Annotated in this window: 11 protein-coding genes and 1 pseudogene; 10 read left to right on the forward strand and 2 right to left on the reverse strand. The window is 71.1% G+C overall.

The annotated features are described in order from the left end of the window. Positions 1-232: 232 nt before the first annotated feature. Positions 233-1,627: a carbohydrate-binding protein gene (locus ACFZDI_RS34080; RefSeq protein ID WP_391256067.1), complete on the forward strand. Its 1,395-nt coding sequence runs from the start codon at positions 233-235 to the stop codon at positions 1,625-1,627. A gap of 49 nt (positions 1,628-1,676) precedes the next feature. On the opposite strand, the gene ACFZDI_RS34085 is transcribed toward ACFZDI_RS34080, so the two are convergent. Beyond that, positions 1,677-2,558: a helix-turn-helix domain-containing protein gene (locus ACFZDI_RS34085; protein WP_391256069.1), complete on the reverse strand. Its 882-nt coding sequence runs from the start codon at positions 2,556-2,558 to the stop codon at positions 1,677-1,679. 157 nt (positions 2,559-2,715) lie between these two features. On the opposite strand from ACFZDI_RS34085, the gene tkt reads away from it, so the two are divergent. Genes tkt through ACFZDI_RS34125 form a run of 8 tightly spaced genes read left to right on the forward strand, consistent with a single transcriptional unit; the run spans position 2,716 to position 13,217 of the window. Further along, the gene (gene tkt, locus ACFZDI_RS34090; RefSeq protein ID WP_391256072.1) at positions 2,716-4,791 is read left to right on the forward strand and encodes a transketolase; all 2,076 of its coding nucleotides are present in this window, start codon (positions 2,716-2,718) and stop codon (positions 4,789-4,791) included. Between the two features lie 19 nt (positions 4,792-4,810). Continuing rightward, entirely contained in the window at positions 4,811-5,956 is a 1,146-nt protein-coding gene (gene tal / locus ACFZDI_RS34095) for a transaldolase (protein ID WP_391256075.1), read from the forward strand. Beyond that, positions 5,953-7,626 carry a glucose-6-phosphate dehydrogenase gene (zwf, locus tag ACFZDI_RS34100; RefSeq protein WP_234847244.1) on the forward strand — a complete coding sequence of 558 codons (1,674 nt, stop codon included), beginning with the start codon at positions 5,953-5,955 and terminating at the stop codon, positions 7,624-7,626. Before tal ends, zwf begins: the two co-directional genes overlap by 4 nt. Next, on the forward strand, positions 7,623-8,558 hold the full coding sequence (opcA, locus tag ACFZDI_RS34105; RefSeq protein WP_234847245.1) for a glucose-6-phosphate dehydrogenase assembly protein OpcA: 936 nt from the start codon (positions 7,623-7,625) through the stop codon (positions 8,556-8,558). The genes zwf and opcA overlap by 4 nt, the downstream gene beginning before the upstream one ends. Beyond that, positions 8,551-10,215, forward strand: coding sequence for a glucose-6-phosphate isomerase (pgi, locus tag ACFZDI_RS34110; RefSeq protein WP_391256078.1), 1,665 nt, complete (start codon positions 8,551-8,553; stop codon positions 10,213-10,215). Before opcA ends, pgi begins: the two co-directional genes overlap by 8 nt. A 1-nt stretch (position 10,216) precedes the next feature. Then, a complete protein-coding gene (gene gnd / locus ACFZDI_RS34115; protein WP_234847247.1) occupies positions 10,217-11,101 on the forward strand; it encodes a phosphogluconate dehydrogenase (NAD(+)-dependent, decarboxylating) in 885 nt (294 codons plus the stop codon). Positions 11,102-11,104: 3 nt separating this feature from the next. Then, entirely contained in the window at positions 11,105-11,692 is a 588-nt protein-coding gene (locus ACFZDI_RS34120; protein WP_391256082.1) for a histidine phosphatase family protein, read from the forward strand. Positions 11,693-11,750: 58 nt separating this feature from the next. Continuing rightward, positions 11,751-13,217, forward strand: a complete 1,467-nt coding sequence (locus ACFZDI_RS34125; protein ID WP_391256085.1) for a membrane-associated oxidoreductase — start codon at positions 11,751-11,753, stop codon at positions 13,215-13,217. A gap of 182 nt (positions 13,218-13,399) precedes the next feature. Here ACFZDI_RS34125 and ACFZDI_RS34130 read toward each other — a convergent pair. After that, positions 13,400-13,723: pseudogene (locus ACFZDI_RS34130) on the reverse strand (shikimate dehydrogenase); the annotation flags it as partial. 142 nt (positions 13,724-13,865) lie between these two features. On the opposite strand from ACFZDI_RS34130, the gene ACFZDI_RS34135 reads away from it, so the two are divergent. Further along, entirely contained in the window at positions 13,866-14,531 is a 666-nt protein-coding gene (locus ACFZDI_RS34135; protein ID WP_391256089.1) for a TetR family transcriptional regulator, read from the forward strand. Positions 14,532-14,837: the final 306 nt, after the last annotated feature.

Here is a 14,837-nt window from a genome sequence, read left to right on the forward strand (position 1 = left end):
ACCCCGGCGGGCAGTCCGGCGGGAGGCCGTCGCCGGGGCGTGCAGAAGACCGGCGAAGGCCGCCGCGTCGAGGTGCAGAGCGGCCGGGGGGCCGTCCCGTTCAAGGAGTGCACTCATGCTCCGCCCCGCACCAATCCCGGCTTTACCTCTTGACGCCCCGGACCGCGGGGAGCACATTGACCGCACTTTGAGAGCGCTCTCATCCTTCTCCCCGCACGAGAGGCATCCCCACATGAGCGACACCACCGGCACCTCCCCCGCACGGCGTCCGCTGCGGCGGGCGTTCATCGCCGTGGTCAGCACCCTCGGGCTCGCGGCAGCCGCCTCCGCGATCGCCACCCCCGCCGCCAACGCCTCCGCACCCCCGCCCCCCGCGGGCTGGACGCAGCTCTTCGTGGACGACTTCAGCGGCGCCGCCGGCTCCGGCGTCAACACCTCCGACTGGAGGTACGCGACCGGCAAGGGCTACCCGGGCGGCCCCGCCAACTGGGGCACCGGCGAGATCGAGACGATGACGAACAGCACGGACAACGTCTCACTCGACGGCAACGGCAACCTCCGCATCACGCCGCGGCGGGACGCCGCCGGCAACTGGACCTCCGGCCGGATCGAGACCAACCGCACCGACTTCCAGCCCCCGGCGGGAGGCACACTGCGCGTCGAGTCGCGTATCCAGGTGCCGAACGTCACCGGGGCCGCCGCCAAGGGCTACTGGCCGGCGTTCTGGATGCTGGGCGGCCCCTACCGCGGCAACCACTGGAACTGGCCGGCGGTCGGCGAGCTGGACATCATGGAGAACACCCAGGGCATGAACACGGTGTTCGCCACGATGCACTGCGGCACCTCACCCGGCGGTCCCTGCAACGAGACCAGCGGCATCGGCGGCTCGACCACCTGTCAGGGCACGTCCTGCCAAGCAGGCTTCCACACCTACCGGTTGGAGTGGGATCGCTCCACGAGCGTCGAGGAGATCCGTTTCTACCTCGACGGCGTCAACTACCACACGGTGCGCGCCGACCGGGTCGACGCGACGACCTGGAAGAACGCCACCGACCACGGTTTCTTCGTCATCCTGAACGTCGCGATGGGCGGCGGCTTCCCCGACGCGTTCGGCGGCGGCCCGGACGCAGGGACGCAGCCGGGTCACGCGATGGTCGTCGACTTCGTACAGGTCCTGTCGTCCGGGGGCGGCACCACGCCTCCCCCGACCGGCGGCCGCGACGCCTACGGGACCATCCAGGCCGAGTCCTACGACGGCCAGTCCGGTGTGATCACCGAGACGACGGCCGACTCCGGCGGCGGACAGAACGTCGGCGCGCTCGCCGGCGGGGACTGGCTGCACTTCAAGGGCGTGAACTTCGGCTCGACCGCGGCGCGCCAGTTCAGTGCCCGGGTCGCCGGCGGAGCGGCGGGCGGCGTCAGCGGGCTGGTCGAGGTGCGGCTGGACAGCCGCAGCAACGCGCCCGTCGGCAGCTTCGCGGTGGGCAACACCGGGGGCTGGCAGTCGTGGCGGACCGTCCCGGCGAACATCAGCGCCGTGACGGGCACCCACGACGTGTATCTGACCTTCACCAGCGGTCAGCCGGCCGACTTCGTGAACGTCAACTGGTTCACCTTCGGGCACTGACGGCATGTGAGAAGGGGCTCCACGCATGCGTGGAGCCCCTTCGCCCTGTTCAGCGCAACTCCGCGCGGAAGGCCGCCGGGGTTTGCTCCGTGTGCTGGTGGAAGAACTTGGAGAAGTTCGCGGCGTCGGGGAAGCCGACCGCCACGCCGATCCGGCCGATGGGCAGTTCGGTGTGGGCGAGGAGCCGTTTGGCCTCCAGGATCACGCGCTTGTCGATGAAGGACTTGGGGGTCTCACCCGTCGCGGCCCGCACCGCACGCACCAGGGTCCGGCGGGAGTAACCGAGCGCGTCGGCGTAGGCGCTGACACTGTGGTTGGTGGCGAAGTCCTGCTCCACGGCGTCCCGGAAGAGGGTGAACGTGGAATCGGACTGCTGCCGCGGAGTCTTCGCCGAACTCGCCGCGAGGTGGGCGAGGCGCAGCAGGAACGCCGTCAGCGTGTGGCGCAGGACGGCGGCGTGCAGGCCCGGCGGGAGCGTGGCCGTGTCCTCGTACTCGCGCCGCAGCTGCGCCAACGCGGCTTCCAGGGCGGCGAGTTGCGCCGGACCGGGGTGCAGCAGGGGCGGCAGGTCGTAGCGGTAGAGGCCGGTGGCCTCCACGGTCGAACGGGGCAGGAAGCCGGGTTGCATGGTCAGCACGGTTCCGCGGTACTCGCTGGTGCGCGAGAAGCGGTGGACCTGTCCCGGGCGGATCCACAGCAGGTCCCCGGCGGTGGCCTCGTGCTCGGTGAAGTCGACCATGTGCCGGACCGGGCCCGCCCCGAAGAGCAGGACGGTGTGGAAGTCGATGCGGTGCACGCGCTCCAGCGGCACGCCGGACGGCCAGGTGTCGCCCATGGGCGCGATCTGCATGCCGACGCCGCCGACGCTGAGCTCGACCGGGAAGGGGAAGGTATCGATCCCGTCGCCGTCTTGAAGGGTTCTGTCCGCCATGTCCGCCTCGTACCGCACCGTTCGCGTGTCCTGCTGCCCGTGGGTGTCCCACTTTCACCACAGGCTGGCACACGCCGACCTTCCGCCATAAAAGTCAGACTTTTAATTTTGAACGCGCCAGACCAGCAACATCGCCCCCATCGAGGACTTCTTGAAGATGAGCACGCAGACAGCGGACCGCTTCGTCTGGACCGAACTCGACCGGCGTGCCGTCGACACCGCCCGTCTGCTGGCGGCCGACGCCGTCCAGCTGGTGGGCAACGGCCACCCCGGTACCGCGATGAGTCTGGCGCCGGCCGCCTACACGATCTTTCAGAAGGTGATGAAGCACGATCCCGCCGATCCCGAGTGGGCCGGCCGTGACCGCTTCGTCCTCTCCCCCGGCCACACCTCGCTGACCCTGTACACGCAGCTCCACCTCGCGGGCTACGAGCTGGAACTGGAGGACCTGAAGGCGTTCCGCACCCACGGCTCCAAGACGCCCGGCCACCCCGAGTACGGGCACACCGCGGGCGTGGAGACCACCACGGGCCCGCTCGGCCAGGGCGTGGCGAACGCGGTCGGCATGGCGATGGCCGCCCGGTACGAGCGCGGCCTGTTCGACCCGGACGGCCCCGAGGGAGACTCCCCCTTCGACCACACGATCTGGGCGATCGTCTCCGACGGCGACCTCCAGGAGGGCGTCTCCGCCGAGGCCTCCTCGCTCGCCGGCCACCAGAGGCTCGGCAACCTGGTCTTCCTCTACGACGACAACCACATCTCCATCGAGGGCGACACCGCCACCGCCTTCTCCGAGGACGTGCTGAAGCGTTACCAGGCCTACGGCTGTCACGTGCAGCGGATCGAGCCGCGGGAGGACGGCGACGTCGACGTGCACGCGCTGTACGCGGCGCTGAGGGCGGCTCAGGCCGAGACGGAGCGCCCGTCGATCATCGCGATGCGCACGATCATCGCCTGGCCCGCCCCGAACGCGCGCAACACCGAGGCCTCCCACGGCTCGGCGCTCGGCGAGGACGAGGTCGCCGCAACCAAGCGCCTCCTCGGCTTCGACCCGCAGGAGAGCTTCGCGGTCGCCGACGAGGTGCTGGCCCACACCCGCCGGGCTCTGGACCGGGGCGCGGAGGAGCACACCGCCTGGGACAAGCGGATCGCCGCCTGGCGGTCCGAGAACCCGGAGCGCGCCGCCACGTTCGACCGCGTCAGCAAGGGCGAGCTGCCCGAGGGCTGGCAGGACGCCCTGCCGGTGTTCGAGCCGGGCCGGGCGGTCGCCACCCGCGCCGCCTCCGGCAAGGTCCTCCAGGCGCTGGGCCCGGTCGTGCCCGAGCTGTGGGGCGGTTCGGCAGACCTCGCCGGCTCGAACAACACCACCATCGACAAAACCAGCTCGTTCCTCCCGAAGGGCAACCCGCTGCCCGAGGCCGACCCCTACGGCCGCACCGTGCACTTCGGCATCCGTGAGTTCTCCATGGCCGCGGAGATGAACGGCGTCGCCCTGCACGGCAACACCCGGATCTACGGGGGCACCTTCCTGGTCTTCTCCGACTACATGCGCAACGCCGTGCGGATGTCGGCCCTGATGCAGCTGCCCGTGACGTACGTGTGGACGCACGACTCGATCGGCCTGGGCGAGGACGGCCCGACCCACCAGCCGGTGGAGCATCTGGCGGCGCTGCGGGCCATCCCCGGCCTGAACGTCGTACGCCCGGCCGACGCCAACGAGACCGCGGTCGTCTGGGCCGAGATCCTCAAACGGCACAGCACCGCCCCGGCCCCGCACGGCCTCGCGCTCACCCGCCAGGGCGTGCCCGCCTACGAGCCGGACCCCGACGCGGCGCGCGGCGGTTACGTCCGGTTCGAGGCGGAGGGCGGCACGCCCCAGGTGATCCTGATCGCCACTGGCTCCGAGGTGCACGTCGCCGCCGGGGCGCGCGAGATCCTCCAGGCCGCCGGCGTGCCCACCCGCGTCGTGTCGATGCCGTCCGTGGAGTGGTTCGAGGAACAGCCCCGCTCCTACCGCGAGAGTGTCCTGTCGCCGTCCGTGACGGCCCGGGTCGCCGTCGAGGCCGGAATCGGCCTGACCTGGCACCGGTTCGTCGGAGACGCGGGACGCATCGTCTCCCTGGAGCACTTCGGCGCCTCCGCCGACGCGAAGACCCTGTTCGCCGAGTACGGCTTCACCCCCGAGAACGTCGTCGCCGCCGCGCGGGAATCCCTCACCGCCGCCCGCGGCTGATCCGACCGCCCGAAAGAAGATGATCACTGTGACCGAAGCGACCGCGCACGCGGGAGCACTCAAGCGCCTGTCCGGCCAGGGCGTGTCGATCTGGCTCGACGACCTGTCGCGCCGGCGCATCGAGTCCGGCAACCTGGCCGAGCTCGTCGCTACGAGGAACGTCGTCGGCGTCACCACCAACCCGTCCATCTTCCAGGCCGCCATCGGCTCCGGCGCTGGCTACGAGGAACAGCTCACCGACCTGGCGGTGCGCGGGGTGACCGCGGACGAGGCCGTACGGATGATGACGACCGCCGACGTCCGGGCCGCCGCCGACGTGCTGCGCCCGGTGTACGAGGCCACCGGCGGCCGGGACGGCCGGGTGTCCGTCGAGGTCGACCCGCGGCTGGCCCATGACACGCGGGCCACCGTGGCCGAGGCCCGGCAGCTGGCCTGGCTGGTGGACCGCCCCAACGTGATGATCAAGATTCCGGCGACGCGGGCGGGCCTGCCGGCGATCATGGAAGTGATCGGGGCGGGTATCAGTGTCAATGTGACGCTGATCTTCTCGCTGGTGCGGTACCGCGAGGTGATGGACGCCTATCTCGCCGGCCTGGAGAGGGCGCAGGCGGCCGGCCTCGACCTGGCGTCGATTCACTCGGTCGCGTCGTTCTTCGTCTCCCGGGTGGACGCCGAGATCGACAAGCGGCTGACGCTGCTGGGCACGCCTCGGGCCCTCGCCCTGAAGGGCCGGGCCGCCCTGGCCAACGCCCGACTGGCTTACGAGGCGTACGAGCAGGTCTTCGCCGGACCGCGCTGGCAGGCGCTGGGCGGGGCCCGCGCGAACCGGCAGCGCCCCCTTTGGGCCTCCACCGGTGTGAAGGACCCGGCCTACAAGGACACCCTGTACGTGGAGGAGCTGGTCGCCCCCGGCACGGTGAACACCCTGCCGGAGGCCACGCTGAACGCCGTCGCCGACCACGGTGACGTCGTGGGCGACACCGTCACCGGCGGTTACGCCCAGGCACGCGCGGACCTGGCGGCCGTCGAACGGCTCGGCATTGCATACGACGAGGTGGTGCGGCAACTGGAGGACGAGGGCGTGGCCACGTTCGGGGTGGCCTGGCAGGAGCTGCTGGACGCGGTCACCAAGTCCTTGAACAGCAAGGGAGTTGACGCGGAATGAGCGAGGGCATCGAGGGCATCCCCCAGACGGCCGAACAGGAGACGAAGGGGACCAAGGAGGAGAAGGAGGCCCTGGCCGCGCAGGAGGCGGCCGGGGTGGAGCAGACCGGGGTGAGCGGTCACGCCCCCCGTACGGAGCACATCGACACCTACTTCGAGAACCCCCTGCGCGATCCGCGCGACCGCCGTCTGCCCAGGATCGCGGGGCCCTCCGGGCTCGTCATCTTCGGCGTCACCGGCGACCTGTCCCGCAAGAAGCTGATGCCCGCCGTGTACGACCTGGCCAACCGCGGTCTGCTGCCGCCGGGCTTCTCCCTGGTGGGTTTCGCCCGCCGGGACTGGGAGGACCAGGACTTCGCGCAGGTCGTGCACGACGCGGTCCGCGAGCACGCCCGGACCCCGTTCCGGGAGGAGGTCTGGCAGCAACTCGCCGAGGGTATGCGGTTCATCCCGGGCGATTTCGACGACGACACGGCGTTCAAGCAACTGCGCTCCGCCGTGGAGGAGCTGGACGCCTCCCGGGGCACCAGCGGCAACTACGCCTTCTACCTGTCGGTACCGCCGAAGTTCTTCCCGAAGGTCGTCCAGCAGCTGAAGAAGCACAAGCTGGCGACCGCCCCCGAGGGTTCCTGGCGCCGGGCGGTCATCGAGAAGCCGTTCGGCCACGACCTGAAGTCGGCCGAGGAGCTCAACCGCATCGTGCACGAGGTGTTCGATCCGGAGCAGGTCTTCCGTATTGACCACTACCTGGGCAAGGAGACCGTCCAGAACCTCCTGGCCCTGCGTTTCGCCAACCAGATGTTCGAGCCGGTCTGGAACCGGTCGTACGTCGACCATGTGCAGATCACCATGGCCGAGGACATCGGCATCGGCGGCCGGGCCGGCTACTACGACGGCATCGGCGCCGCCCGCGACGTCATCCAGAACCACCTGCTGCAGCTGATGGCGCTCACCGCGATGGAGGAACCGGCCGCCTTCGACGCCGCCTCGCTGCTCACGGAGAAGCTGAAGGTCCTCAAGGCGGTGCGGCTGCCGCAGGAACTGGGGCAGGGCACCGTGCGCGGCCAGTACGCGGCGGGCTGGCAGGGCGGCACGAAGGTGCGCGGCTATCTGGAGGAGGACGGCATCGACCCGTCCTCCACGACCGACACCTACGCCGCGGTCCGGCTCCAAGTGGACAACCGCCGCTGGGCGGGCGTCCCGTTCTACCTGCGCACCGGCAAGCGGCTCGGCCGCCGGGTGACGGAGATCGCGGTGGTCTTCCAGCGGGCCCCGCACTCCCCCTTCGACTCCACCGCGACCGAGGAGCTGGGCTCCAACGCGATCGTCATCCGCGTCCAGCCGGACGAGGGCATGACGGTCCGCTTCGGTTCCAAGGTGCCGGGTACGTCGATGGAGATCCGGGACGTCACCATGGACTTCGCCTACGGCGAGTCGTTCACCGAGTCGAGCCCGGAGGCGTACGAACGGCTGATCCTCGACGTCCTCCTGGGCGACGCCAACCTGTTCCCCCGTCACCAGGAAGTGGAAGAGTCCTGGAAGATCCTCGACCCGATCGAGCAGTACTGGGCCACGCACGGCCGGCCCGCGCAGTACGCCTCGGGCAGCTGGGGACCCGAGGAAGCCGACGAGATGCTCGCACGAGACGGACGGAGCTGGCGCAGGCCATGAAGATCGACCTGACCGACACCACGGCAAGCAAGATCAACAAGGCGCTGGTGCAGGGTCGCCGCGCCATCGGCACACCCGCCGTGGGCATGGTCCTGACGATGGTGATCGTCACGGACGAGGAGAACGCCTACGACGCGATCAAGGCGGCCGAGGAGGCCTCGCACGAGCACCCCTCGCGCACCCTGGTCGTCATCAAGCGGCACGCCCGCACCCCGCGCGACCGCCAGTCCTCGCGGCTGGACGCCGAGGTCCGGGTGGGCGCCGACGCGGGTACCGGCGAGACGGTGATCCTGCGGACCTACGGCGAGGTGTCCGAGCACGCCGACTCGGTGGTGCTGCCGCTGCTGCTGCCCGACGCCCCGGTGGTGGTGTGGTGGCCGGTGGACGCCCCCGAGGTCCCCTCCAAGGATCCGCTCGGGGCGCTGGCCCAGCGGCGGATCACCGACCTGTACGCCGTCGAGAACCCGCTGGAGACGCTGCAGACGCGGGTCCGCTCCTACGCCCCCGGTGACACCGACCTCGCCTGGACCCGGCTCACGCCCTGGCGTTCGATGCTGGCGGCCGCGCTGGACCAGGCCCGGGCGCGGGTCGTCTCGGCGGCGGTGGAGGCCGAGGCCGAGAACCCGGCCGCGGAGCTGCTGGCCCGCTGGCTCGAGGCGCGGCTGCACGTCCGGGTGGACCGTGTCGTGACGGCCGGGCCGGTCGTGACGGCCGTGCGCCTGGGCACCGCGAACGGGGAGATCGTCATCGACCGGCCCGAGGGGCCGCTGGCCACGCTGACCCTGCCGGGCCAGCCGCCGCGCACCCTCGCGCTGAAGGTCCGTGCGACCTCCGAACTGATCGCCGAGGAGCTGCGGCGCCTCGACGCGGACGAGATGTACGCCATCGCCCTGAACGGCGAGGCGACCGAGGAGACCCCTGCCCATGTCTGACTCCCCCTCCCCCTCCCCCGCGCTCACCCGGCGCCCCGAGTGGACCGCCCTGGAGGACCACCGCGCGGACGCCATGTCGCAGCCGGACCTGCGTGAGCTGTTCGCCGCGGACCCGGGACGCGCCGAGCGCTACGTCGTGCACATGGGCGACCTGCGCATCGACTACTCCAAGCACCTGGTCACCGACGAGACGCTGGCCCTGCTCCAGGAGCTGGCCGCGGCGACCGGCGTGTTCGAGCTGCGCGACGCCATGTTCGCCGGCGAGAAGATCAACGTCACCGAGAACCGGGCCGTGCTGCACACCGCCCTGCGCGCGCCGCGGGACGCCGTCGTCGAGGTCGACGGGCAGAACGTCGTCCCGGCCGTGCACGCGGTGCTCGACAAGATGGCCGCCTTCGCCGACCGGGTGCGCTCCGGGGAGTGGACCGGCCACACCGGCAGGCGCATCCGCAACGTCGTCAACATCGGCATCGGCGGCTCGGACCTCGGCCCCGCGATGGCCTACGAGGCACTGCGCCCGTTCAGCAACCGGGATCTGACGTTCCGCTTCGTGTCGAACGTGGACGGTTCGGACCTGCACGAGGCCACCCGCGACCTGGACCCGGCGGAGACGCTGTTCATCGTCGCGTCCAAGACCTTCACCACGATCGAGACGATCACCAACGCGACCTCGGCGCGGTCCTGGCTGCTGAGAGGTCTCGGGGGCGACGAGAAGGCGGTTGCCCAGCACTTCGTCGCGCTGTCGACCAACGCGGAGAAGGTCGCCGAGTTCGGCATCGACGTCGACAACATGTTCGAGTTCTGGGACTGGGTCGGCGGCCGCTACTCCTACGACTCCGCGATCGGCCTGTCCCTGATGATCGCGATCGGCCCGGACCGCTTCCGGGAGATGCTCGACGGCTTCCGCATCGTCGACGAGCACTTCCGCAACGCCCCCGCCGAGTCCAACGCCCCGCTGCTGCTGGGCCTGCTGGGCATCTGGTACGGCAACTTCCACGACGCCCAGTCGCACGCCGTCCTGCCCTACAGCCACTACCTGTCGAAGTTCACCGCCTACCTCCAGCAGCTCGACATGGAGTCCAACGGCAAGTCGGTGGACCGCGAGGGCGACCCGGTGGAGTGGCAGACGGGCCCGGTGGTGTGGGGCACACCCGGCACCAACGGGCAGCACGCCTACTACCAGTTGATCCACCAGGGCACCAAGCTCATCCCCGCCGACCTGATCGGCTTCGCCCGGCCCGTCGCGGAGCTGAGCGACGAACTGAAGGCGCAGCACGACCTGCTGATGGCCAACCTGTTCGCGCAGGGGCAGGCGCTCGCCTTCGGCAAGACCGCCGAGGAGGTGCGGGCCGAGGGCGTGCCCGAGGAGCAGGTGCCGCACCGCACCTTCCGGGGCAACCACCCCACCACGACGATCCTGGCCACCGAACTGACCCCGTCGGTCCTCGGCCAGCTGATCGCCCTCTACGAGCACAAGGTGTTCGTACAGGGCGCCGTCTGGAACATCGACTCCTTCGACCAGTGGGGCGTCGAACTCGGCAAGGTGCTCGCCAAGCGCGTCGAGCCCGCCCTGACCGAGGGCGCGGACGTCCCCGGTCTCGACCCGTCCACGGCCGCGCTGGTGGCCGCCTACCGCAAACTTCGGGAAGTGAACTGACATGCAGATCGGTCTTGTGGGTCTCGGCAAGATGGGCGGCAACATGCGCGAGCGCCTGCGCAACGCCGGCCACACCGTCATCGGCTACGACACCAACCCCGAGAAGTCCGACGTCGCCAGCCTGGCCGACCTCGTCAACGAGCTGGAGGCGCCGCGCACGGTCTGGGTCATGGTCCCGGCCGGCGCCCCCACCCAGCACGTCATCGATCGTCTGGGGGACCTCCTCAAGCCGTACGACACGGTGGTCGACGGCGGCAACTCGCGCTGGACGGACGACGAGAAGCACGCCGAGGAGCTGGGCAAGCGCGGCATCGGCTTCGTCGACGCGGGCGTCTCCGGCGGCGTGTGGGGCCTGAAGAACGGCTACGCCCTGATGGTCGGCGGCGAGAAGGAGACCGTCGACCGGCTGCTGCCGATCTTCGAGGCACTCAAGCCGGAGGGCCCGTACGGCTACGTCCACGCGGGCAAGGTCGGCGCCGGGCACTTCGCGAAGATGGTCCACAACGGCATCGAGTACGCCATGATGCAGGCCTACGCCGAGGGCTGGGAGCTGCTGGAGGCCGTGGACTCGGTGGACAACGTCCGCGAGGTGTTCCGCTCCTGGCAGCAGGGCACCGTCATCCGCTCCTGGCTGCTCGACCTGGCCGTGGACGCCCTGGACGAGGACGAGCACCTGCACGAGCTGCGGGGCTACGCCCAGGACTCGGGTGAGGGACGATGGACCGTGGAGGCGGCCATCGACAACTCGGTGCCGCTGCCCGCGATCACCGCCTCCCTGTTCGCCCGGTTCGCCTCCCGGCAGGACGACTCGCCGCAGATGAAGATGATCGCGGCGCTGCGCAACCAGTTCGGCGGCCACGCCGTCGAATCCGCGAAGAAGGCGTAGCACGTGGGTGATCTGCTGCTGGTCCGCCACGGCGAGACGGAGTGGAGCCGGAGCGGACAGCACACCAGCTTCACCGACCTGCCCCTCACCCGGCGTGGTGAGGAGCAGGCCACGTCGCTCGGCCCGCTCCTCGCGGACCGCTCCTTCTCCCTGGTTCTCACCAGCCCGCTCGCCCGCGCGGTGCACACCGCCGAACTCGCGGGTCTGACGGGGACCGTGCGGGACGCGGACCTGCACGAGTGGTACTACGGCGCCTACGAGGGCGTCACCACCGAGGAGATCCACCGCACCCGTCCCGACTGGGACCTGTGGACCGACGGGGGCCCGCCCGGCCGCGACGGCGAGCCGGGCGAGTCGCCCGAGGAGGTCGGCGAGCGGGCCGACCGGGTGCTGGCCCGGGCGGCGCGTGCGCTGCCCGGGGGCGACGTGCTGCTGGTGGCGCACGGCCACTTCCTGCGCGTGCTGACGGCCCGCCGTCTGGGTCTGTCCCCGGCGGAGGGACGGCTGTTCCGGCTGGAGACCGGGACGGTCTGCCGGCTGTCGACCGAGCACGGCCGGCCCGTGATCGCGGAGTGGAACACCCGGGCCTAACGAGCCCCGGCCGGAGGCGAGTTGACACCTCCGGCCGGGCACGTCAGAGTCCCCGCTGATGGAGATCGACACCATGACGCCCGCCGAGGAGCGGGTGTGGCGCGCCTTCGCCCGCGGGGAGGACGTGGACTTCCGCGGGCCGGCGGACGAGGACCCGGCCCAGGGCGCGGACTGGGGCCCCGAACGGACCGTGCGGGCGGCCGTGGTGCGAGCCCTGCTGCTGAGCGCCCCGCAGGAGGACGGGGAGACCGCCGCCCTCCGGCTGGCCGGGGCGCGGATCACCGGGGTGCTGAATCTCCAGTACGGCGACATCGACCACGCCGTGCGCCTCAGCGACTGCTTCTTCGAGAGCGTGCCCGTGCTGTACGCGGCGCGGCTGCGCCAGCTGAACCTGCGCCGCTCGGTGCTGCCCGGTCTCGACGCCGCCACCCTGCGCGTGGACGGCGTGCTGCGCTTGTCGGAGTGCCGGTTCGACCTGCCCGTACGGCTCGGCGGGGCACAGATCTCCGGCGCGCTGTTCCTGGACGGGGCCGACATCGGCGAACCCCCCGCCGGGCAGCCGGCACTCCAGCTCAACCATGTGACCGTCGGGGACGGCCTGTCGGCGCCAGGTCTGCGCACCCGCGGCGAGGTGCGGCTCACGGGCGCGTCGGTGGGCGGCACGATCGATCTCAACGAGGCGCGGCTGCGGGCCGGCGCCGGTCAGGTCGCCCTCGACGCGGAGACGCTCACGGTCGAGGGCGACGCCCTGCTGCGCGAAGCGGACGTGCTGGGCTGGATCGGGCTGCGGGGCGCGCGGATCGCCGGCCGGCTCGACCTGTCGCACGCGCGGCTGGCGAACCCGGGTGACGCGGCGCTGCGCGCCAGCAGCTGCACCATCGGCGAGCTCTGGCTGCGCAAGGGCCCCCGCATGGTGGGCACCCTCAATCTGCGCCGCGCCCACATGGACGTGCTGTTCCTGGAGCCCGAGGTGGTCCCCGACGAGGTCCTGCTCAACAGTCTCGTCTACACCTCCCTCACCCCGCACGAACCCGCCGAGCGGCGGCTGGCGATGCTGGAGCGGGACGGCGAGGGCTATGTCCCGCACGCCTACGAGCAGTTGACCGCCGCCTACCGCACGATCGGCGACGACCACGCCGCCCGCCTCGTCCAGCTCGCCAAGCAGCGCCGCCGGCGCGCCACCCTGCCCTGGTACGGCCGGCTGTGGGGTCATGTGCAGGACGCCACCGTCGGCTACGGCTTCCGCCCCCTGCGGGCCGCCGGCTGGCTGGTGTCGCTGCTCGCGGTCGGCTCCCTCGCCTACGCGCTGCACCATCCCGCGCCGCTGAAGCCCGACGAGGCACCGCAGTTCAACCCCGTCTTCTACACCCTCGACCTGCTGCTGCCGGTGATCTCCTTCGGCCAGGAGGCCGCGTTCGCCCCCACCGGCGGCTACCAGTGGCTGTCCTACGCCCTGGTGCTCACCGGCTGGATCCTCGCCACCACCGTCCTCACCGGCATCACCCGAACGGTCAGCCGCCAGTGAGCGCGCGGTCCGTGCACTGCGCGGCCAGCCGCACCGGGGCGTCTGAAGATCTTCTCGCCGGGGATGCCGTCGAGGGCCTCGGGGCCGGAGCCGCGCGGGAGGATGTGGAAGCTGTCCAGGCAGATGCCGAGCGCCGGTTGCCCGGCGGCCTCGACGATGCGCCAGGCGTGGTCGTAGGTGCAGTTGTGGCCGACCGCACGGCCGTCCTCGGACACGACCGTGTTCACCGCGCCCAGCCCCTCGGCCTGCGGGGCGAGCGCGTCCGGGTGCTCGATGACGAGCTGCTTGCAGGGGTGCGTGATGTCGAGTCCGTCGTAGCCCAGGTCCCGGGCGGCCCGCAGCGGATCGCCCACCGCCTCGGGCGGCAGGCCGAGGGTGTCGATGGCGATCCGCCGGTACACCAGGCGCAGGCCCTGGCGGTCGGCCTCCCGCTCGTGCAGCGCCGGACTGAGTGACGGGCCGATGCCCGAACCGATCAGTCCGACGAAAAGGGACTCCTTGGGCACGCGCGCCTCCCGGGCGGCTCACTGATGTACGAACCAGTACGTTAGCTGTATCAGCCGAGGGCGGGCCCGGGAAGACCCGGCGGGTGACCGGGCCCCGCCTTCTAGAATCACCGGCACCGGCCCCTCCGCCCGAAGGAACCTGATGACCAGCGTCGAAGAACCGGCACGATCCGGCGAGCGCATCCGTGACGCCGCCCGCACCCGGGCCGAGATCCTCGACGTCGCCACCCAGGAGTTCGCCCGGGCCGGCTACGACGGCGCCCGGGTCGACGAGATCGCCGCCCGCACCCGCACCACGAAGCGGATGATCTACTACTACTTCGGCGGCAAGGAGCAGTTGTTCACCTCGGTGCTGGAGCGCGCGTACGGCGTGATCCGGGAGGCCGAGCAGCAGCTCGACCTCGACCACCTGGACCCGGTGGCGGCCATCCGGCGGCTGGCCGAGCTGACCCTCGACCACCACGAGCAGCACCCCGACTTCATCCGCCTGGTCAGCATCGAGAACATCCACGAGGCGCAGCACATCGCCGCCTCCGAGAAGCTCGGGAAGATCGGTTCCCCGGCCCTGGACGTGATCCGCCGGATCCTGGCTTCGGGCCGGGAGTCGGGCCTGTTCACGGCCGACGTCGACGCCGTCGACCTGCACGCGATGATCTCCTCCTTCTGTTTCTTCCGGGTCGCCAACCGGCACACCTTCGGGGCCCTGTTCGGCCGCGACCTGCTCGACGAGGCGCAGCGGGCGCACTACCGCGCGATGCTGGGCGACATGGTGATCGCGTACCTGACGGCGGAGCGCACTCCCCGCTGAACACCCGGCGCGGGACCCCTCGACACCGGCTTCACGCGGGCGCAGCATCTCTGCCCCTCCCCTACTAACTATCCAGTAGGTTAATTAGCCGCGTTCCGGCACGTCCCTCTGCTCGTTTGTCGCCCCGCTCCCCCTTGGCGTGGAGCCCCCCAAGGAGCCGCCGTGTCCGTCCCCGCCATGCCCGAGGGGTCCGCAGCCCCGCCCGGTCAGCTCAGGAAACCCGCGACCGCCGCCTGGATCGGCAGTGCCCTGGGGCCCCGCTCACGGGTTCCCCCGCGATCACGAACCGTTCCCCACCATGGGGTC

Source organism: Streptomyces sp. NPDC007907, from assembly GCF_042959365.1.
GTDB classification, from domain to species: Bacteria; Actinomycetota; Actinomycetes; order Streptomycetales; family Streptomycetaceae; genus Streptomyces; species Streptomyces indiaensis.